This is a genomic window from Streptomyces sp. NPDC058295, assembly GCF_042880655.1.
In the GTDB taxonomy this organism is placed as follows: domain Bacteria; phylum Actinomycetota; class Actinomycetes; order Streptomycetales; family Streptomycetaceae; genus Streptomyces; species Streptomyces coriariae.
Genome location: NZ_JBHVYO010000004.1, coordinates 159,312 through 179,474, shown reverse-complemented (window position 1 = coordinate 179,474; position 20,163 = coordinate 159,312). Strand labels below are relative to the sequence as shown.

The 20,163-nt window shown below is 70.3% G+C and carries 17 protein-coding genes and 1 riboswitch; of the genes, 9 read left to right on the top strand and 8 right to left on the bottom strand.

What is annotated here, in order from left to right:
* Window positions 1–2: 2 nt before the first annotated feature.
* Window positions 3–695: a response regulator gene (locus ACFVYS_RS06270; protein ID WP_389499365.1), complete on the bottom strand. Its 693-nt coding sequence runs from the start codon at window positions 693–695 to the stop codon at window positions 3–5.
* A 161-nt stretch (window positions 696–856) separates the two neighbouring features.
* Between ACFVYS_RS06270 and ACFVYS_RS06265 the strand changes: the two genes are divergently transcribed.
* The 3 genes from ACFVYS_RS06265 (at window position 857) to ACFVYS_RS06255 (ending at window position 3,719) form a co-directional block, all read left to right on the top strand.
* Window positions 857–1,672 carry an ABC transporter ATP-binding protein gene (locus tag ACFVYS_RS06265; protein ID WP_020125102.1) on the top strand — a complete coding sequence of 272 codons (816 nt, stop codon included), beginning with the start codon at window positions 857–859 and terminating at the stop codon, window positions 1,670–1,672.
* Window positions 1,662–2,525 (top strand): ABC transporter permease, encoded by an 864-nt coding sequence (locus tag ACFVYS_RS06260; protein WP_389499362.1) that lies wholly within the window; start codon window positions 1,662–1,664, stop codon window positions 2,523–2,525. The genes ACFVYS_RS06265 and ACFVYS_RS06260 overlap by 11 nt, the downstream gene beginning before the upstream one ends.
* Before the next feature lie 132 nt (window positions 2,526–2,657).
* Window positions 2,658–3,719, top strand: coding sequence for an ABC transporter substrate-binding protein (locus tag ACFVYS_RS06255; protein ID WP_389499360.1), 1,062 nt, complete (start codon window positions 2,658–2,660; stop codon window positions 3,717–3,719).
* A 79-nt stretch (window positions 3,720–3,798) separates the two neighbouring features.
* On the opposite strand, the gene ACFVYS_RS06250 is transcribed toward ACFVYS_RS06255, so the two are convergent.
* The 4 genes from ACFVYS_RS06250 to ACFVYS_RS06235 all read right to left on the bottom strand — a co-directional run bounded on the left by ACFVYS_RS06250 (window position 3,799) and on the right by ACFVYS_RS06235 (window position 8,699).
* Complete coding sequence (locus ACFVYS_RS06250; RefSeq protein WP_054243652.1) at window positions 3,799–4,479, bottom strand: response regulator; 681 nt, start codon at window positions 4,477–4,479, stop codon at window positions 3,799–3,801.
* Complete coding sequence (locus ACFVYS_RS06245; RefSeq protein WP_389499358.1) at window positions 4,476–6,146, bottom strand: ATP-binding protein; 1,671 nt, start codon at window positions 6,144–6,146, stop codon at window positions 4,476–4,478. The genes ACFVYS_RS06250 and ACFVYS_RS06245 overlap by 4 nt, the downstream gene beginning before the upstream one ends.
* 129 nt (window positions 6,147–6,275) lie before the next feature.
* Window positions 6,276–7,217 carry a sucrase ferredoxin gene (locus ACFVYS_RS06240; protein WP_389499356.1) on the bottom strand — a complete coding sequence of 314 codons (942 nt, stop codon included), beginning with the start codon at window positions 7,215–7,217 and terminating at the stop codon, window positions 6,276–6,278.
* Window positions 7,218–7,442: 225 nt separating this feature from the next.
* Window positions 7,443–8,699 carry a citrate/2-methylcitrate synthase gene (locus ACFVYS_RS06235; protein WP_389499354.1) on the bottom strand — a complete coding sequence of 419 codons (1,257 nt, stop codon included), beginning with the start codon at window positions 8,697–8,699 and terminating at the stop codon, window positions 7,443–7,445.
* A gap of 98 nt (window positions 8,700–8,797) precedes the next feature.
* Here ACFVYS_RS06235 and ACFVYS_RS06230 point away from each other — a divergent pair, with 98 nt between their 5' ends.
* The gene (locus tag ACFVYS_RS06230; protein ID WP_389499352.1) at window positions 8,798–9,967 is read left to right on the top strand and encodes a citrate synthase/methylcitrate synthase; all 1,170 of its coding nucleotides are present in this window, start codon (window positions 8,798–8,800) and stop codon (window positions 9,965–9,967) included.
* 78 nt (window positions 9,968–10,045) lie between these two features.
* On the opposite strand, the gene ACFVYS_RS06225 is transcribed toward ACFVYS_RS06230, so the two are convergent.
* Together ACFVYS_RS06225 and ACFVYS_RS06220 are read right to left on the bottom strand one after the other, a co-directional pair.
* On the bottom strand, window positions 10,046–10,285 hold the full coding sequence (locus ACFVYS_RS06225) for a hypothetical protein (protein ID WP_389499350.1): 240 nt from the start codon (window positions 10,283–10,285) through the stop codon (window positions 10,046–10,048).
* A 265-nt stretch (window positions 10,286–10,550) separates the two neighbouring features.
* Entirely contained in the window at window positions 10,551–11,108 is a 558-nt protein-coding gene (locus ACFVYS_RS06220; protein WP_389499348.1) for a DUF6082 family protein, read from the bottom strand.
* A 324-nt stretch (window positions 11,109–11,432) separates the two neighbouring features.
* Between ACFVYS_RS06220 and ACFVYS_RS06215 the strand changes: the two genes are divergently transcribed.
* Window positions 11,433–12,494, top strand: a complete 1,062-nt coding sequence (locus ACFVYS_RS06215; RefSeq protein ID WP_389499346.1) for a CobW family GTP-binding protein — start codon at window positions 11,433–11,435, stop codon at window positions 12,492–12,494.
* Here the strand turns inward: ACFVYS_RS06215 and ACFVYS_RS06210 are convergent.
* Window positions 12,491–14,965 carry a DNA topoisomerase (ATP-hydrolyzing) subunit A gene (locus ACFVYS_RS06210; RefSeq protein WP_389499344.1) on the bottom strand — a complete coding sequence of 825 codons (2,475 nt, stop codon included), beginning with the start codon at window positions 14,963–14,965 and terminating at the stop codon, window positions 12,491–12,493. The two genes, ACFVYS_RS06215 and ACFVYS_RS06210, sit on opposite strands and share 4 nt — an antisense overlap.
* Window positions 14,966–15,235: 270 nt before the next feature.
* Here ACFVYS_RS06210 and ACFVYS_RS06205 point away from each other — a divergent pair, with 270 nt between their 5' ends.
* The 4 genes from ACFVYS_RS06205 to ACFVYS_RS06190 all read left to right on the top strand — a co-directional run bounded on the left by ACFVYS_RS06205 (window position 15,236) and on the right by ACFVYS_RS06190 (window position 19,986).
* Complete coding sequence (locus ACFVYS_RS06205; RefSeq protein ID WP_267021152.1) at window positions 15,236–16,585, top strand: pitrilysin family protein; 1,350 nt, start codon at window positions 15,236–15,238, stop codon at window positions 16,583–16,585.
* Window positions 16,582–17,970, top strand: coding sequence for a M16 family metallopeptidase (locus ACFVYS_RS06200; protein ID WP_389499342.1), 1,389 nt, complete (start codon window positions 16,582–16,584; stop codon window positions 17,968–17,970). Before ACFVYS_RS06205 ends, ACFVYS_RS06200 begins: the two co-directional genes overlap by 4 nt.
* Before the next feature lie 202 nt (window positions 17,971–18,172).
* Window positions 18,173–18,341, top strand: a riboswitch (cyclic di-AMP (ydaO/yuaA leader).
* Window positions 18,342–18,355: 14 nt separating this feature from the next.
* Window positions 18,356–19,102 carry a M23 family metallopeptidase gene (locus tag ACFVYS_RS06195; protein ID WP_389499341.1) on the top strand — a complete coding sequence of 249 codons (747 nt, stop codon included), beginning with the start codon at window positions 18,356–18,358 and terminating at the stop codon, window positions 19,100–19,102.
* Window positions 19,103–19,290: 188 nt separating this feature from the next.
* Window positions 19,291–19,986, top strand: coding sequence for a GntR family transcriptional regulator (locus ACFVYS_RS06190; protein ID WP_389499339.1), 696 nt, complete (start codon window positions 19,291–19,293; stop codon window positions 19,984–19,986).
* The last annotated feature ends 177 nt before the right edge of the window (window positions 19,987–20,163 follow it).

Genomic DNA, 20,163 nt, shown 5'->3' with positions numbered 1-20,163 from the left:
GGCTACGGCGCCACCCAGGCGTACCGGTGTTCCGGGCGGCCCGTGTCGCCGTACTTGAGGGAGAGGTGCAGGCGTCCGGCCTGTTCCAGGTGGCGGAGGTAGCGCTGGGCGGTGGACCGGCTCAGGCCGGTCTCGGCGGCGACCTCGTGGGCCGACAGAGGGTGGTTCGCGCGGTGCAGAACGTCGCAGATCAGGTCCGTGGTCGGTTCCGAGTGGCCGCTCGGCAGGCCGGGCGAGGACGGCGCCGGTCCGGTGCGCAGGGCGCCGAAGATCCGGTCGACCTGCTCCTGGCCGGCGATGCCGTGCCCACCGACCCGGTCCACCGTGCGGCGCAGGGCGGCGTACGAGTCGAGGCGGGTACGCAGGGCGGCGAAGGTGAACGGTTTGACCAGGTAGTGCAGGGCACCGAGACGCATCGCGGTCCGGACCGTCGTGACGTCACCGGCCGCCGTGATCATGATGACGTCGGTGCCATGGCCCTGCTCACGCATGCGGTGGATGAGCTGGAGGCCGGTCTGGTCGGGCAGGTAGTGGTCGAGCAGCACCAGGTCGATGGTTCCGCGCTCGATGGTTCCCAGCGCCTGGGCGGCACTGTGCGCGCGGGCGGCCACCCGGAAGCCGGGAACCTTTCCCACGTACTTGGCGTTGATCTCGGCGACACGGAAGTCGTCGTCCACCACCAGGACGTCAATCATCGGGCCTCTCTCCGTCAAGGCCAGGCGGGCGTCACGCCCGTGTTTCGGCTCCGCTGTTCTAGCGCGAGCAGAACGAGCACAACAGGCTACTGCAGGCAAAAGAAGCGCATGCGCCGAGAAGGCTGATGCCGCTTCCCGGGTCGCCTCTACCGTCCCCGGACATGAGCGCACACACCAGCCCCGCCATCGAGCTGCGGGGCGCGAGCAAGGTCTTCAGGACCCCGTCGGGGGCTCCGCACACCGCCCTGCGGGAACTCGACCTCACCGTCGGGCGTGGCGAGTTCGTGGCCGTCGTCGGCCCGACCGGCTGTGGCAAGTCGACCACGCTGACCCTGGTCAGCGGCCTGGAAGAGCCCACCCAGGGCGAGGTGATGGTCGCCGGGCAGCCCGTGCGTGGCGTCGGTGACAAGGTCGGCTTCGTCTTCCAGCAGGACGCCACCTTTCCCTGGCGCACGGTCCTGTCCAACGTCATGGCCGGGCCCCGCTTTCGCGGTGTGCCCAAGGCGGAGGCGAAGCGGAAGGCGCGCGAGTGGCTGGCCCGGGTCGGGCTCACCGCCTTCGAGGACCGTTACCCGCACCAGCTCTCCGGCGGTCAGCGCAAGCGCGTCGCCCTCGCCGCGACCTTCGTGAACGACCCCGAGATCCTTCTCATGGACGAGCCGTTCTCGGCGCTCGACGTGCAGACCAGGGCATTGATGTCGGACGAGCTCCTGGAGCTGTGGGAGGGCACGGGCGCGTCCGTCGTCTTCGTCACCCACGACCTGGAGGAGTCCATCGCGCTGGCCGACAAGGTCGTCGTGATGACCGCCGGACCCGCCACCGTGAAGCAGGTCTTCGACATCGACCTGCCGAGGCCGCGCAAGGTCGAGTCGGTGCGTCTGGAGCCGCGGTTCATCGAGATCTACCGCGAGATCTGGGAGTCCCTCGGCGAAGAGGTCCGCATCACCCGCGAGAGAGGTGCCGCCCATGTCGCCTGAAGTTCTCAGCACACCGGTCGTCGACACGGCCAAGGTGCCGGACCGCGCCCGCTCACGCGCGCGTGCCGCTCGCAGACGCAAGGCCGTCGTGACGGCGTCGCGTGTCCTGCTCCTGGTGGCCGTGCTCGGCCTGTGGGAGGCGTTCTCCCGGGCCAAGGTCATCGATCCCTTCAACTTCTCGATGCCTTCCAAGATCTGGGACCAGATCTGGACCTGGGTGACGCACGGGACCGCGCTCGGTTCTCTGGGCGAGCAGATCTGGTACACGCTCTACGAGGCCCTGCTCGGCTGGGTCATCGGTGTGGTCGCCGGTGTCGTGTGCGGTATCGCACTGGGGCGGATCACCTTCCTCGCCGACATTCTTGGTCCATACATCAAGGTGCTCAACTCGATACCCCGGATCGTGCTGGCCCCGATCTTCGTGATCTGGTTCGGCCTCGGCCCCGCCTCCAAGGTCGCCTCGGCCGTCGTCCTGGTGTTCTTCCCGGTCTTCTTCAACGCCTTCCAGGGCGCCCGCGAGGTGGACCGCAACCTCGTCGCCAACGCCCGCATCCTCGGCGCGAGCGACCGCAGGGTGACGCTCCAGGTGGTCGTCCCGTCCGCCACCTCCTGGATCTTCACCAGCCTCCACGTGAGCTTCGGCTTCGCCCTGATCGGCGCCATCGTCGGTGAGTACATCGGCGCGACCAAGGGGATCGGGCTGCTCGTCGCGCAGTCGCAGGGCACGTTCAACGCGGCGGGTGTGTACGCCGCGATGGTCATCCTCGCCGTCGTCGCACTCGTCGCGGAGGGGCTGCTGACCTTCGCCGAGCGCCGCATCTTCCGGTGGAAGCCGTCGGGCTCCGACAGCTGACCCTTTGTTCAACGATCCATCGAGGAGTCGTCCCGCGAAGGTGCCTCGGGACCTTCCGCAGGCAGCTCTCCGCCCTCCCCTCGCTGCTGCCCCCACCCCCGCATCGCCCTCTCACAAGGACGTGAACCCGCCATGCGCACAACCGCCAGATACACGGCCCTGGCCGCCGTCGGTCTGCTCGCCCTCTCCTCGCTCACCGCCTGTGCCAACGACGCGGCGAGCACCGCCTCCACGGGCTCCGGGAGCAAGGGAGACGGCAAGGGCACCAAGGTCAAGATCATGGTCGGTGGCCTGGACAAGGTCATCTACCTGCCCGCCATGCTCACCCAGCGCCTGGGGTACTTCGACGCCGAGGGTCTGGACGTCGAGATGCTGAGCGAACCGGCCGGTGTCCAGGCCGAGACGGCGCTCGTCTCGGGCCAGGTGCAGGGAGCCGTCGGCTTCTACGACCACACCCTCGACCTCCAGGTGAAGGGCAAGGAGGTGGAGTCCGTCGTGCAGTTCTCGCACGCGCCCGGTGAGGTGGAGATCGTCTCCACGAAGGCAGAGGGCGACATCACCTCGCCCGAGGACTTCAAGGGCAAGAAACTCGGCGTCACGGGCCTCGGCTCCTCGACCGACTTCCTCACCAAGTACCTCGCGGTCAAGAACGGCGTGAAGGTCAGCGAGTTCACCCCCGTCGCCGTGGGCGCGGGGCCGACCTTCATCGCCGCGCTCCAGCAGGGCGCCATCGACGGAGGTATGACGACCGACCCGACCGTGGCGACCATCCTGGACAAGAAGGCCGGCAAGGTCCTGCTCGACATGCGCACCCCGCAGGGCTCCGAGGAGGCGCTCGGCGGACCGTATCCCTCGTCAAGCCTGTACATGCAGACGGACTGGGTCAACAGTCACAAGGACACCGTGCAGAAGTTGGCCAATGCATTCGTCAAGACGCTCAAGTGGATGTCCACCCACAGCGCGGCCGAGATCGCCGAGAAGATGCCGACGGACTACTCCCAGGGGAACAAGCTGCTGTACTCCGTGGCCATCAAGAACACGCTGCCGATGTTCACCAAGGACGGCGTGATGCCCAAGAACGGCCCCGAGACCGTCGAGAAGGTGCTCAAGGCCTTCAACCCCAACATCCAGAACGCCGACGTGGACCTGAGCAGGACCTACACGACCGAGTTCGTCGAGAAGGCGGCGGGCTGACGGTCGAGCAGGCGGCGGGCCGGGATCCGTATCCCAGGAGGGGCACGGTTCCTTCCCCCGCCCCCGAGGACCGTGCCCTTCAGGCGCGGGTCGCCCACACGTAGCGGTGTTCCGGGCGGCCCGCGTCGCCGTACTTCAGGGTCAGCCGGGCCCGCCCCGTGCGCTCCAGGAGCTTCAGGTAGCGCTGGGCGGTCTGGCGGCTCACCCCGGTCCGGTCGGCGATCTCCTGGGCCGACAGGGGCCCTTCGGCGTTCATCAGGGACTGCCGTACGAGTTCGGCGGTGGTGGGGGAGTGGCCTTTGGGCAGGCCGGGCTCCGAGGAGGCGGACAGCGCGCCGAAGATGCGGTCGACATCGGCCTGTTCGGCCTCCCCGCCCCCGTCGAGCGTCCGGCGCAGCTCGGCGTACGCCTCCAGCTTGGCGCGCAGACCCGCGAAGGCGAACGGCTTCACCAGGTACTGAAGGGCACCCTGGCGCATCGCCGCCTGCACGGTCGTGACGTCCCGCGCGGCGGTCACCATGATCACGTCGGTCTGGTGGCCGCGCCGGCGCATCTCCTGGACGACCTCGAGACCCGTCTCGTCGGGCAGGTAGTGGTCCAGCAGGACAAGGTCCAGGCGGGGCAGCAGCTCCAGCTGGCGGAGCGCGTCGGCCGCGCTGTGGGCCTCGCCGGCGACGTGGAAGCCCGGCACCTTCTCGACGTAGGCGGCGTTGACCTGGGCGACCCGGGTGTCGTCGTCCACGACCAGGACCTCGATCATCGCGACTCCTCCTCGGCAGTGCTCTTCGCCGGTGCCGCCAGCGCGGGTTCCAGGTCGGGCTCGGTGAGTGCCTCGGGCAGGACGACGGTGAACTCGGCGCCCCCACCGTTGGCTTCGTCCACCGTGGCGTGGCCACCCTGCCGCTCGGCGAGCCTGCGCACCAGGGACAGCCCGATCCCGCGCTTGCCGTGCGCCGGGGGCTTCTTCGTGGACCAGCCCTCGGTGAAGATCAACTCGCGCTGCTCGGCCGGGATGCCGGGGCCGGTGTCGCGCACCCGCAGGACCGCGGCACGGCCCTCCGCGCGCAGTTCGACCTCCACGCGCGCGTGCGGCTTGCCCGCGACGGCGTCGAGCGCGTTGTCCACGAGGTTGCCCACGACCGTGACCAGCCCGCGCGGGTCGATCAGGCGGTCGGGCAGCCGGGTGCGGTCGGAGACCCACAGGGCGACACCGCGCTCGGCCGCGACGGTCGCCTTGCCGACCAGCAGGGCGGCGAGCAGCGGGTCCTCGATCTTCTCGGTCACCTGCTCCGCGGTGGCCCGGTGATCGCCGACCACCTCCCCGACGAAGTCCACCGCGTCGTCGTACATCTCCAGTTCGAGCAGCCCCAGCAGCGTGTGCATGCGGTTGGCGTGCTCGTGGTCCTGGGCGCGCAGCGCGTCGATGAGTCCGTGCGTCGAGTCGAGTTCGCGGCCGAGCTGCTCCAGCTCGGTGCGGTCGCGCAGGGTGGCCACGGCGCCGCCGTCGTCGGTGGGCATGCGGTTGACGACCAGGACGCGCTGTCCGCGGACGGCGATCAGGTCCGTGCCGGTCACCCGCCCCGCCAGGACATCGGCCGTACGTCCGTCGCCGAGCGCCTCGTCGGGTGAAGCGCCCACCGCCTCCTCCCCGATGCCGAGGAGGCGCTGAGCCTCGTCGTTGAGCAGCCGGACGCGGCCGGCGCGGTCCAGGGCGACGACACCTTCCCGGATGCCGTGCAGCATCGCCTCGCGCTCGGCGAGCAGCGCCGAGATGTCCGAGAAGGCCAGGTCGCGAGTCTGTCGCTGGACCCGCCGGGAGATCAGCCAGGCAGCCAGGGCGCCCACGGCGAGGGCCCCGCCCGCATAGGCGAACAGTCCGGGGATCGCGTGGATCAGGCGGGCGCGCACGCTGTCGTACTCGATACCGACCGAGACCGCGCCGATGATCTTGTCGTCGCTGTCACGCAGAGGCACCTTGCCGCGGGCCGAGCGGCCCAGGGTGCCGCTGTCGATCTCCATGACGTCCTTGCCCGCCAGGGCCTGGCTCGGGTCCGTCGACACATGGCCGCCGACCTGCTCGGGGTCGGCGTGCGACCAGCGGGTGCCGTGCAGGTCCATCACCACGACGTACTCCGCGCCGCTGGCCCTGCGGATCCGCTCGGCCTCACGCTGCACCGGACCGTCGACCGACGGCGGCGTGCTCCGGAGGTCCTCGGCGATCTGCGGCACCGCCGCGGTGGTCTGCGCGATGGCGAGGGCACGGCGCATCGCCTGGTCGTCCAGCTGATCGCTGAGCGGAGCGAGGAACAGCCCGGTCGCGAGCACCACGACTCCCGCGGCGATCGTCAGCTGCATGAGCAGGACCTGCGAGAACATGCGCCGCGGCATTCCGAGGCGCAGGCGGCGGGCGGGGGGAGTGGGGCTCATACCCAAGACGGTACGTGGGTGGACCGGCGCAGCCGTAGGGCCGGGTGGTGTGGATCTCTTGACCGACTCAAGAGGAAACGCTTCATCCGTGCCCGCGCGGCGTGCGGCCGCACGGTGTCCGGAGGCGTGTCAGCCCACCAGGGCCGATCCGGCCAACTCGCGTACCGCCACCACGTCCATCCGTGCAGGTGAACCTAGGACCGAGGCGCCGCAGCTCTCCGGCCGGGGCGGCAGTGAAGGGCCCTGGTCGACGACGACCTGCCAGTGGCGTCCGTCCCGGTGCGCGACGGTCACCTCCCAGCGCGGCGCGCCGCCCGTGGTCCGGACGACGCTCAGCGCCTCCGCCGCGTCCTCTCCGGTCGCCGAGCGCACCGCCAGTTCCGCCGCCTGGCCGGGCCGCTCCCAGGCCGAACACCCGCGGCACCCCTCCACGACGATCCGCCCGTCCCGGACGCCGCGCAGGACCTCCCTGACGGTGTGGGCCTCGGCGCGGCCGTACGCGTACCCGTACGGCAGGACGAGCAGGGTGGGGGAGAAGCGATGACCCCCCAGATGAGTGACCTCCCAGGCACCCCGCACCCCCGAGGCGGCGAGCTCGGCGGCCAGCGGACGGCCGAGGAGCGCGCAGCAGCGGTCGCGCTTGCCGTTGGTGCAGACGAGGGCGAGCGGGTCACCTGTGTGGGGCCCGCCCCGCAGCGCGGTGTCGAAGGTGTGGTGGTCACCCCTGCCGAGCGCGGCGAAGTCGAGGTCCAGGAGCAGTCGTGGGTCGTGGGTGGTGGCGCTGCGCAGCCACACCCTGCCGGGGGCGGTGTGGGCCGCGTACACCTGCCGCAGGGGCGGTGCGCCGAAATCCGCGTGGCGCCCCGGGTGGCGGATGAGCGCGACGCGTACGCCCGTGTCCCGCGCGGCGGCATCCAGGGCGCGGCCCAGGGCCGGGTCCAGGTGGCTCGACACCAGCGCCTTGGCACCCCAGGGGCCGGGCTGTTCCAGGAGGAGCCAGGTCGTTGCCGTGGCCGCGGTTCCGGAAATGGGCTCGCCGAGATCCCGCGAGACGGTCGCGCACGTACTCACAGAGGTGAGCCTAACCTGACTTGCCGGAGCGTGGCTTCCGGCCGGGGCGCGTGCTCGGCCGTGCGCGTACGCGTGCGTGTGCGGCGAATGGCGGGGCAGCCTGGCCTGCCCTGGCGTCGTCGCTGGTCGCGGCGCTGACGGCCGCCCGAGCGGGCGTGGCGCCCGAGCGGGAGTGGCGCCCTGAAGGGTGATACGGGCCCGCTCGTGACGGCTTCCGCGGTCTTCCTACCTCGGCAGTGGCTGGGGCGGCTTCGGCCCCACGTAGTGCCCGCTCGGGCGCATCCGCAGGGGACGCTCGCCGTACTCCTCCAGGGCATGGGCGATCCAGCCCGCAGTACGGGCGACGGCGAAGATCGTCTCGCTGGCCGAGGACTCCATTCCACAGGACGCGGTGAGGACGGCGAGCGCCAGGTCCACGTTGGCGTGCAGCGGTGCGTGGCGCGCGGTCGTGGCCACGATGTCCCGGGCCGCGGCCAGGGCCGGCCCGGCAGCGGGAATCTCCTCCAGGAGTGCGAACAGGGCTCGCGCGCGTGGGTCCTCGCCGGGGTAGAGCCGGTGACCGAGACCCGGAATGCGGCGGCCCGCGCGCAGCTCCTCGGCGATCACCGGGGCGGCACTGCCGACGTCCAGCACCTCGAGCAGCATGCGGTGGGCCAGGCCCCCGGCCGCGCCGTGCAGCGGCCCCTCGAGCACTCCGAGCCCGGCGGAGACGGCCGCGTAGGCGTGCGCGCGGGCCGAGGCGGCGACCCGCACCGCGAGCGTCGAGGCGGCCAGGTCATGGTCGACGAGCAGGCCGAGCGCCGTGTCGAGGACGTGCAGCTGTGCCTTCCCGGCGGGTCGTCCGCTGAGTCGGCCCCACAGGCGCAGGGCGAGAGGGCCTTCGTCCTGGTGCGTGGGCAGTTTCGGGGGCAGGGCGGCGACGAGGGTGGGGATCAGGATGCGGGCGGTGCCGAGCACGGCGTCCTCGGACAGGTCGAACCGCAGCGGGTCCGCGGCCGCGGCCGCCACGGCGGCGACCCGCAACCGGTCGGTGGGCCCGGTGTGTTCGGGCAGTGCCGCGACGACGCGTCGGGCGGCCTCGACGGACGCCTCGGGCGCGGTGAAAGTGACACCGGGCCGAAGCCGACCGGTCCACAGCCACTCCGCGACCTCTTCGTAGGAGTGCCGGGAGGCCAGTTCGACCGCGTCGACGCCCCGGTAGTAGTACCGGTCCTGGTCGATGAAGGTGACGCGCGTGCGCACGGACAGTTCCGCCCCCGAGCCCGGACTCCCGCTGCTCTCCCGCTTGTTGCGCCGCGCGAGCGCCTCGACCTCCTTGGTGTCGAAGGTGCTGCCCCGGCCCCCGGGCGTTCGCCTGCTGCTCAGCTGGCCACGGCTGACGTACGCGTACACGGTCTCGGGTTTCACGCCGAGCAGCTCGGCGGCCTCCTTGGTGCTCAGCCGTCGTTCGGGGTGGCCGGGTCCGGGTTCGTGATCGCGCATGGGAGTCACCGTATCCACAAGACGCATGCATTGACTCAATCAATGTTGACAGAGTTTGAGTCAAGCATGGACAGTCGAATCAAGTTCAGGGAGGAAACATGTCCGTCAACCTGTCAGCAGCCTCATCCATGGACGTGCCGCGAGGACTCGCGGGTGTCATCGTCGCCGACACGGAGGTCGGCGACGTCCGAGGACGTGAGGGCTTCTACCACTACCGCCAGTACTCGGCCGTGGACCTCGCGCGCACCCGCCGCTTCGAGGACGTCTGGCACCTCCTGATCCACGGAGAACTGCCGGACGGGCGACGGAGCGCCGCCTTCGCCGCCGAGACCGCGGCACTGAGGGGCCTCCCCGAAGAGGTGGCCGCCGCCTTGCCCGCCCTGGCGGCAGCGGCCGGTGCGGGCGCGAATCCGCTGGCCGGGATGCGGACGGCCCTGTCGTTGCTGGGCGCGGCGAAGGGCTTTCGACCGGTGTACGACGTCGACGCGGACCGGCGCCGGGAGGACACGATCGTCGCGGCCGCGGCCGTACCCACGCTGCTCACCGCGCTGTACCGGCTGGGGCGAGGCCTCACCCCGGTCGAGCCGCGCGAGGACCTGCCGTACGCGGCGAACTACCTCTACATGCTGACCGGAGTCGAGCCCGAACCGGAGCGGGCCCGGGCGGTCGAGCAATACTTGATCTCCACCATTGATCACGGCTTCAACGCATCAACCTTCACGGCCAGGGTCATCGCCTCGACCGGGGCGGATGTGGCCGCCTGCCTCGTGGGGGCGGTGGGCGCGCTGTCGGGGCCGCTTCATGGCGGCGCGCCCAGCCGGGCCCTGGACACCCTGGACGCGATCGGCTCTCCGGACCGCATCGATCCCTGGATCCGCGAACGTGTCCTCGTCGGCGAGCGCATCATGGGCTTCGGCCACGCCGTCTACCGCACGGAGGACCCGCGTTCACGCATGCTCCGCGAGATCGCCCGGCGATTCGGAGGCCCGCGCGTCGAGTTCGCCGTCGAGGTGGAGCGGCACGTCGAGGCGATCCTCGCCGAGCTGAAGCCCGGCCGGGAGCTGCACACGAACGTGGAGTTCTACGCAGGCGTGGTCATGGAGCTCTGCGGGCTGCCCCGCGAGATGTTCACCCCGACGTTCGCGGCGGCGCGGGTGGTGGGCTGGAGCGCCAACATCCTGGAGCAGGCGCAGGACTCGAAGATCATCCGTCCGGTCGCACGGTATGTGGGGCCGGGGGCGCCGGTCGAGGTGCCCGCGGTGGCCTGAACGCGCCCCGGCCGCACCCGTACGAGAGGAAGGCCCGGCATTGCGGCCGGGCCGGCCGGGCCGTCCTCTCGAAAGAGCCTAGAGGTCCGGAATATCGGCCTTCGCGCGAATCAGCGTCTCGCGGGTGATGACGACGATTCTCTCGTGGTCACCGCGTGAGGCATCGGAGGGGAGATCAGGGTCCAGTGAATCCGTGGCATCCGTGCCGATAACGGCGAAATTACCATCGGCAAGTTCGAAAATATCGGGGCAATTGGCTCCGCTCGCGCTTCCCCGAGCGCGCGGAGATGCACCGATCCGACGGATGATCTGACTCACTGTTGCTTCCTTGGGTCCGTTGGTTTGCGCACGACGACTGCGCGGTGCAAGACGGGCCCTGTGGGGTCGCTCGTCATCCGGCGGCGTAGGCGACGATCTGGTGGGGTCCTCTACGCGATCAAGCGTGAGTCAACTCCCTGACGCCCCACCTAACTTTCGACTTGACCTTTTCGTAATGGGCCGAGAGTGTGATTCCGCAGATGGGGGTGCGAGCCCCGGAGCGTGAGCCCTCGGCTGCCAGAGTGCGCCGATGGCCGGTGGAGGTTCACGGGCTCGGCGGCTCGCCCACCACCCACCATTCGTCGGCGTCCGACTCCTCGAGTTGCGTCAGGAGTTCGTCCACCATGCGGCCGAGTTCCGCTTCGTCCGAACCGTCGGCAATGGTCGCCCGCTGGTGTCTCGTCGCGTACCAGTACTCCCGTACCACAGGGTTCTGAAGAATGCCTCGAATGTACCCGAAGAACTCCTCGCGGGAGATGTTGCCTATCCGGTAATAAAACAGCACGTTCGTGTAGAGGGCATTGGCGTAGAGGTACTGGCGCCGCTGCTTGGTGGAAACGGGCGCCTCGAAGAGGTCCAGCACTTCCGCCAGTTCGGGGTCGTCGATGGCTTTGCTCAGCAATTCCCAGTGCAGGCGCTGCTGGTTGGCCAGATTGGTGTGCTGCTGGGAGTGGGCGGTCCGTTCCAGGTGTTCCAGTCGTACCCGCAGTGTCTCCAGCGCATGGCGTTGTGCCGCCATGGTGACGAGGGCACCCGCGGCCATGCCGGCCGCCGCCGCGGCGACTGCACCGAGTCCGCGTATCCCAAATTTCTGTGTGGCCATGTCAAAAACCCCCGATCGAGCGGCCGTGCGCCGGTCGTCGGGGTGCGGGTGGACGTGACGGGGACCGGCGAGCGGTGGGCGGCGCTTGCCGTCTCCCAGAGTGCCGAGCGGCTCTGATCGGCGGGGGAGGCGGAGGGGAGGCGCACGGAGGGAAGCGAGGGTCGCACGCCAGGGCGCCTTGCCGAGAATCTGCCCCGCGGACGCTGCTAACAATCGTTCACTTCGCGGTGATTCCCACGGCTCGTATCCTGGGGCGGCATTCAATCCTCGTACGCGCGCCCGGGCCGCGCGCCGGTGCACGCGTAGGTTTCGGAAAGGTCGCACGTGTCGCAGAGCCGCAGTCCGCAGCAGATCCCGGTCGTCGTACTCGCCGGATTCCTCGGTTCCGGCAAGACGACCCTGCTCAACCATCTCCTGCACCGCAGCGGCGGCAGCCGCATCGGGGCGATCGTGAACGACTTCGGCGCCATCGAGATCGACGCCATGGCCGTGGCCGGTGCGCTCGGCGACTCCACCGTCTCCCTCGGCAACGGCTGTCTGTGCTGCGCCGTCGACGCCAGTGAACTCGACGTGTACCTCGAACGGCTCGCCGGGCCGGCCGCCGGCATCGACGTCATCGTCATCGAGGCCAGCGGTCTGGCCGAGCCCCAGGAACTCGTGCGGATGGTGCTGGCCAGTGAGCATCCCGGCATCGTCTACGGCGGTCTCGTCGAAGTCGTCGACGCCGCCGAGTTCGACGAGACCCGGAAAAAGCATCCGGGCATCGACCGGCACCTCGCCCTCGCCGACCTCGTCGTGGTGAACAAACTCGACCGCGCGCCCGACGCCGGCCGGGTCCTCGTGCTCGTCCGTTCCCTCACCGACCGGGCCGCCGTCGTCCCCGCCACCTACGGCCGGGTCGACCCCGAGTTCCTCTTCGACTGCCGGCCGGGCGAGGAGCGTGTCGGGCAGCTCTCCTTCGACGACCTGCACGACCGCTCCGGGGGCGATCACGCCGGCCACCTCCACAGCTCCTACGACAGCCTCTCCTTCACCTCCGAAGTACCCCTCGGCCCGCGCCGGTTGATGGCGTTCCTCGACAGCAGGCCCGAGGGGCTGTACCGCATCAAGGGGTATGTCGACCTCGGTCCGCACGACCCGGCCAACCGGTATGCCGTGCACGCCGTCGGGCGCTTCCTCCGCTTCTACCCGGAGCCCTGGCCGGCCACCGACGCCCGTCTGACCCAGCTCGTCCTCATCGGCTCCGGCATCGACGCCGCCGCCCTCGGCAAGGAACTCGAGGCGTGCAAGGACGACGCCCCACACGCCGACGAGCACGGCATGTGGGGCGTCCTGCGCTATGTACAGGCCCCCGACGACGAGGCCTTCCAGGAGGCCGAGGCCTAGAGCGGCCCGGCCACCACCGAGACCGTCTTCGTCAGCGACACGCCCGAGCCGTCGCGGCGCGGGTCCATCTCCGGCAGCTCGGCCGGCAGGCCGTTCTTCTGCGCCGCCTTGGCCGGGACGGGACCCGCCCAGGCCAGGGACAGGCAGTCCTCGCCCTTCAGGAACCGCTGGCAGCGCACACCGCCCGTGGCACGGCCCTTGCGCGGGTACTGGTCGAACGGGGTGAGCTTGGCGGTCGTCTGGACGGAGTCGTCCAGGGTTCCGCGCGAGCCCGCGATCGTGAAGACCACCGCGTCCACCGCGGGGTCCACGGCCGTGAACGAGATGACCTTCGCGCCCTCGGTGAGCTTGATGCCCGCCATGCCGCCCGCCGCCCGGCCCTGCGGACGCACCTGTGAGGCCTGATAGCGCAGCAGCTGGGCGTCGTCGGCGATGAAGACCAGATCCTCCTCGCCGGTCCGCAGTTCGACGGCACCGACGATCCGGTCGCCGTCCCGCAGGGTGATGACCTCCAGCTCGTCCTTGTTGGTCGGGTAGTCGGGCACGACCCGCTTGACGACGCCCTGTTCCGTGCCGATGGCCAGGCCCGGGGACGACTCGTCGAGCGTGGTCAGACAGATCACCGTCTCGTCGCCCTCCAGGGAGACGAACTCCGCCAGCGGGGCACCGCCCGAGAGGTTCGGCGCCGAGGCCGTGTCCGGGAGCTGCGGCAGGTCGACGACGTTGATCCGCAGCAGGCGTCCCGAGGAGGTGACGGCGCCGATCTCCCCGCGCGCGGTGGCCGACACCGCCGAGACGATCACATCGTGCTTGGTGCGCTTGCCGCCCCCGTCCTCGGCGTCCTCGGCGTTCTCCGTGAAGGGCTCGCCGTTCGCCGTGCGGGCCAGCAGGCCCGTGGAGGACAGCAGGACACGGCACGGGTCGTCCGCCACCTGGAGGGGCACGGCGGTGGCCGTGGTACCCGAGGACTCCAGCAGGACCGTACGGCGCTCGGTGCCGAACTTCTTGGCCACCGAGGCCAGTTCGGCCGAGACCAGCTTGCGCAGTTCCGCGTCCGAGTCCAGGATCCGGGTCAGCTCGGCGATCTCCTCGTTGAGCTTCTCCTTCTCCGCCTCCAGCTCGATGCGGTCGTACTTGGTGAGCCGGCGCAGCGGGGTGTCCAGGATGTACTGGGTCTGGATCTCCGACAGCGAGAAGCGCTCCATCAGGCGCTGCTTCGCCTCCGCGCTGTTGTCGCTGGAGCGGATCAGCCGGATGACCTCGTCGATGTCGACGAGCGCCGTCAGCAGGCCCTCCACCAGGTGCAGCCGGTCACGGCGCTTGGTGCGGCGGAACTCGCTGCGGCGGCGCACCACGGTGAAGCGGTGGTCGAGGTAGACCTCCAGGAGCTCCTTGAGCCCCAGCGTGAGCGGCTGGCCGTCGACCAGCGCCACGTTGTTGATGCCGAAGGACTCCTCCATCGGGGTCAGCTTGTACAGCTGCTCCAGGACGGCCTCCGGCACGAAGCCGTTCTTGATCTCGATGACCAGGCGCAGACCGTGCGCGCGGTCGGTGAGGTCCTTGACGTCGGCGATGCCCTGGATCTTCTTCGAGCCGACCAGGTCCTTGATCTTGGCGATGACCTTCTCGGGCCCGACGGTGAAGGGCAGTTCGGTGATGACCAGGCCCTTGCGGCGGGCCGTGACGGTCTCCACCGACACCGTGGCGCGGATCTTGAACGTGCCGCGGCCGTTCTCGTAGGCGTCCCGGATGCCGGAGAGGCCGACGATCCGGCCGCCGGTGGGCAGGTCGGGGCCCGGAACGTACTTCATCAGGGCGTCCAGATCCGCGCCGGGATAGCGGATCAGGTGGCGGGCGGCCGCGATGACCTCGCCCAGGTTGTGCGGCGGCATGTTGGTGGCCATGCCGACCGCGATCCCGGACGCGCCGTTGACCAGCAGGTTCGGGAAGGCGGCGGGCAATGCCACCGGCTCCTGCTCCTGGCCGTCGTAGTTGGGCGAGAAGTCGACCGTGTCCTCGTCGATCGACTCCGTCATCAGGCTCGTCGCCTGGGCCTGGCGGCACTCGGTGTACCGCATGGCGGCCGGCGGGTCGTCGTTGCCCAGCGAGCCGAAGTTGCCGTGGCCGTCGATCAGCGGCACCCGCATGGAGAAGGGCTGCGCCATCCGCACCAGGGCGTCGTAGATCGACGCGTCGCCGTGCGGGTGCAGCTTGCCCATGACCTCGCCGACGACCCGGGCGCACTTCACATAGCCGCGCTCCGGGCGCAGGCCCATCTCGTTCATCTGGTAGACGATGCGGCGGTGCACCGGCTTGAGGCCGTCACGGGCGTCCGGCAGGGCGCGGGAGTAGATGACCGAGTACGCGTACTCGAGGAAGGAGCCCTGCATCTCGTCGACGACGTCGATGTCGAGGATCCGCTCCTCGAACGACTCGTCGGGCGGCGGGGTCTTCGTGCTGCGGCGGGCCATCGCTGCCGGCTCCTTGCTGGGGCGTGATACGGGATCTGACGCGGACCATTGTGGACCGTGGCACTGACAGCGCGGGCGAGGACCCGGCGTCGGCCGTCCGGCCCGAACGCAGAGGCATCTCCTCCACGGCTGCCCGCAGGCTACGCGATCTCGCTCTCGGCGTATGTCGTCCGGGAACTTCGCGGACCGTCCGCACGCTTGCATACAGTGGCAGGACCGGCAGGAAAACCGCGGTTTCGACGACCGCGTCCGCGATCGGAAGGGACGTACATGCCCATGGGTCACACGGCCACAGCCCAGGCAGGCTCCGGGGGCCTGACAGCGACCGAGCACCGTCTGGCCAACGGCCTGCGCGTGGTGCTCTCGGAGGACCACCTGACCCCCGTCGCGGCGGTGTGCCTCTGGTACGACGTCGGTTCACGCCACGAAGTCAAGGGGCGTACGGGTCTTGCTCACCTTTTCGAGCACCTGATGTTCCAGGGTTCCGGCCAGGTCAAGGGCAACGGACACTTCGAGCTGGTCCAGGGGGCCGGCGGCTCGCTCAACGGCACCACCAGCTTCGAGCGCACGAACTACTTCGAGACCATGCCCACCCACCAGCTGGAGCTCGCCCTCTGGCTGGAGGCCGACCGCATGGGATCGCTGCTCACCGCGCTGGACGACGAGTCGATGGAGAACCAGCGCGACGTCGTCAAGAACGAGCGCCGTCAGCGCTACGACAACGTCCCCTACGGCACGGCCTTCGAGAAGCTGACCGCTCTCGCCTACCCGGACGGCCACCCGTACCACCACACGCCGATCGGCTCGATGGCCGACCTGGACGCGGCGACCCTGGAGGACGCGCGCGCGTTCTTCCGCACGTACTACGCGCCCAACAACGCGGTCCTCTCCGTGGTCGGTGACATCGACCCGGAGCAGACCCTCGCCTGGGTCGAGAAGTACTTCGGCTCCATCCCCGGCCACGACGGCAAGCCCGCGCCCCGGGACGGCGGGCTGCCCGACGTCATCGGTGAGCAGCTGCGCGAGATCGTCGAGGAGGAGGTGCCGGCCCGCGCGCTGATGGCCGCCTACCGGCTGCCCGAGGACGGCACGCGTGCGTGCGACGCCGTCGACCTGGCGCTCACCGTCCTCGGCGGCGGCGAGTCCTCCCGCCTCTACAACCGGCTGGTGCGCCGCGACCGTACGGCCGTCGCGGCCGGCTTCGGGCTGCTGCGGCTCGCCGGAGCGCCCTCCCTGGGCTGGCTGGACGTGAAGACGTCCGGTGACGTCGAGGTGCCCGTCATCGAGGCCGCCATCGACGAGGAGCTCGCCCGGTTCGCCGAGGAGGGCCCCACGGCCGAGGAAATGGAACGCGCCCAGGCGCAGTTGGAGCGCGAGTGGCTCGACCGGCTCGGCACGGTCGCCGGCCGCGCCGACGAACTGTGCCGGTTCGCCGTGCTGTTCGGTGACCCGCAGCTCGCCCTCAACGCCGTCCAGCGCGTGCTGGACGTGACGCCGGAGGAGGTGCAGGAGATCGCCAAGGCCCGCCTGCGCCCCGACAACCGCGCGGTGCTCGTCTACGAGCCGACCGCCGCCGAAGCCCCCGCCGACCAGGACGAGAACGAGGAGGCGGCCCGGTGACCGAGCTCGCCACGATGGACTTCCACCCCCAGCCCCGGGCGGGCGAGGCCAAGCCGTGGGCGTTCCCGGCGCCCGAGCGCACCGCGCTGGCCAACGGCCTGACCGTGCTGCACTGCCACCGTCCCGGCCAGCAGGTGGTCGCCGTCGAGATCCTCCTCGACGCGCCCCTGGACGCCGAACCGGCCGACCTCGACGGCGTCGCCACGATCATGGCGCGGGCCTTCTCCGAGGGCACCGACAAGCACTCCGCCGAGGAGTTCGCCGCCGAACTGGAGCGCTGCGGCGCCACCCTGGACGCGCACGCGGATCACCCCGGTGTCCGGCTGAGCCTCGAAGTGCCGGCCTCGCGCCTGCCCAAGGGCCTCGGTCTGCTCGCCGACGCCCTCAGGGCCCCCGCGTTCGCCGACAGTGAGGTCGAGCGCCTCGTCCGCAACCGTCTGGACGAGATCCCGCACGAGCTGGCCAATCCCTCCCGGCGCGCCGCCAAGGAGCTCTCCAAGGAGCTGTTCCCGGCCACCGCGCGGATGTCGCGGCCGCGCCAGGGCACCGCGGAGACGGTCGAGAAGATCGACGCCGCCGCCGTGCGCGCCTTCTACGAGAAGCACGTCCGTCCCGCCACGGCCACCGCCGTGGTCGTCGGCGACCTCACCGGTGTCGACCTGGAGGCGCTCCTCGGCGACACCCTGGGTGCCTGGACGGGCTCCTCGGCCCAGCCGCGGCCCGTGCCGCCGGTGATCGCCGACGACGCCGGCCGGGTCGTCATCGTGGACCGTCCGGGCGCCGTCCAGACGCAGTTGCTGATCGGCCGGATCGGCGCCGACCGGCACGACCGTGTGTGGCCCGCGCAGGTGCTCGGCACGTACTGCCTCGGTGGCACCCTCACCTCCCGGCTGGACCGTGTCCTGCGCGAGGAAAAGGGCTACACCTACGGCGTCCGCGCGTTCGGGCAGGTCCTGCGGTCCGCCCCGGACGGCTCTGGCGCCGCGATGCTCGCCATCAGCGGCTCGATCGACACGCCGAACACCGGTCCCGCGCTGGACGACCTGTGGAAGGTGCTGCGCACCCTCGCCGCCGAGGGGCTGACCGACGCCGAGCGTGACGTCGCCGTGCAGAACCTGGTCGGTGTGGCGCCGCTGAAGTTCGAGACCGCCGCGGCCGTCGCCGGCACGCTGGCGGACCAGGTCGAGCAGCACCTGCCCGACGACTTCCAGGCCACGCTGTACCAGCAGCTCGCCGCGACCGGCACGGTGGAGGCCACCGCGGCGGCAGTGAACGCCTTCCCGGTGGACCGCCTGGTGACCGTCCTCGTCGGTGACGCGGCCCAGATCAAGGAGCCGGTCGAGGCCCTCGGCATCGGCGAGGTCAAGGTCGTGTCCGCGGAGTAGGTCCCGGCAACGGCACGCGCGTGCGGGGGCCCTGGTCGACGAAAGCGTCACCAGGGCCTCCGTATGTCCGAATTGATGCGGAGGTTGCCTGTCTGCCCTGTGGGATGCGCTACAAAAACCGGGATCCGTTTGAGGATTGAAACCCGCGCCGCTTAGCGTCATCCGGGCTGTTCGTCAGGCAGTGCGCCGCAGCCGCGGCACCGGACAGTCATCGCCGAGTCCCCGTACGGCGCGAGCCAGGGGAGCCGGGGACCCACTTGTGAAGTCCCTGGGGTGAATCGGACGCCCGCGCGTGAACGCGAGGGGGTCCGTAGGAGACCTTCCTGCTCCGAACCCGTCAGCTAACCCGGTAGGCGAGAGGGAAGGAAAGGACACCCCCAACTTCATGGCGTTCACCTGCGCCACCGGGAAGCACCGTCGGCCCAGCCGGATGCAGCGCAGCAGCGTCCGCGCGGCGGGCATCGCGGCGCTCACCACCACCGGTGTCATGGCCACCGTCGCCTCCACCCCGGCGGCCTTCGCCGCCGAGCCCACCCCCGAGCAGACCGGGCTGATCCCCGTCGTCACCGCCGGCGAGTCCGTCGCCGAGCAGATCGACGACCAGGTCGCCGTGCAGAAGCACGCGGCCTTCGAGGAGGCCGCCCGGCAGGCCGCCGCCAAGAAGGCCGTGGAGGAGCGCGAGGCACGTGTGCGTGCCGCCCGCGAGGCCGAGCGCAAGCGCCTCAACACCTTCGTGCTGCCGATCACCGGTTCCTACGTCTCCACCGGTTACCAGGCCAGCAGTTCGCTGTGGTCCTCCGGCAGCCACACCGGTATCGACTTCCACGCCGCGAGCGGTACCTCCGTGCACGCGGTGGGCTCCGGCACCGTGGTCGAGGCCGGCTGGGGCGGGTCCTACGGCAACCAGATCGTCATCAAGATGAACGACGGGACGTACACCCAGTACGGCCACCTGTCGTCCCTCGCGGTGTCGGTGGGCCAGACGGTCACCCCGGGCGAGCGGATCGGCCTGTCCGGCGCCACCGGCAACGTCACCGGCGCGCATCTCCACTTCGAGGCCCGCACCACCGCGGAGTACGGCTCGGACATGGACCCGGTCGCCTACCTCCGCACGCACGGCGTGAACGTCTGACGACCCACTGCGACAGATCGTCTTGCCCCGGCCCTCCCGGCCGGGGCATTCGCCGTTTTCGAGGCCCCGCTGTCCAAAAAATATCCCTGGATTCCGGCCCGCCATCGGAAATCCCCGCTCATTGCAATAGAGTCACGGAACACACGTCAATCGTCGACGTTTCACGGGGATTAAGGCGGAGGTCCGTCATGCGTATTCCGGCGCACTCGGTGTGCACGGCCATTCGGGACGACATCGTCGCGGGTGTCTACGAGCGCGGCAGCCGCCTCACCGAGGAACTCCTCGCCCGCCGCTACGGCGTTTCCCGCGTCCCCGTCAGAGAGGCGCTGCGCACGCTGGAGGCCGAGGGTTTCGTGGTCACGCGGCGGCACGCGGGCGCGTGCGTCGCGGAGCCGACCGAGCAGGAGGCCGCGGACCTGCTGGAGATGCGCATGCTCCTGGAGCCGCTCGGTGCCTCCCGGGCCGCCCAGCGGCGCACCGAGGCCCATCTGAAGGTGCTGCGCGGGCTCGTCCGGCTGGGCCAGGAGCGGGCCAGGCGGGGCAACAGCGAGGATCTGCGCTCCCTGGGGGGCTGGTTCCACGAGACGCTCGCCCAGTCCTCCGGAAGCCATGCCCTGACGTCGATGCTCACCCAGCTGCGCCACAAGATCGCCTGGATGTACGCGGTGGAGGTCCCGGCCAACCCCGTGGAGTCCTGGGCGGAGCACGGCGCGATCGTGGACGCGGTGGCGCGCGGCGACGGCGAGCGCGCGCGGGCGATCACGGCGCTGCACACCGAGCGCGCGACGACCGCGCACCGGCTGCGCTTTTCCGGCGGCCCCGAGCGCGCCGACCGTGTGAGGACTTCGCAACCTCCCGTAAACATGACGGGTCTGCGGCATTAACACGAGGGCCGTATACAAAGAGGGGATAATTCGCGGGGGATTATTTCTGCTGCCCGTAAAGGGAAATGCGAAGGGCTCGCCCGATAATTCGGACGAGCCCTTCGGGGTTTAGCGGGACGACACCTTCGAAGTGCCGAACACCGCCACCGTCAATGGAGCACCCCCGACGACGCGCAA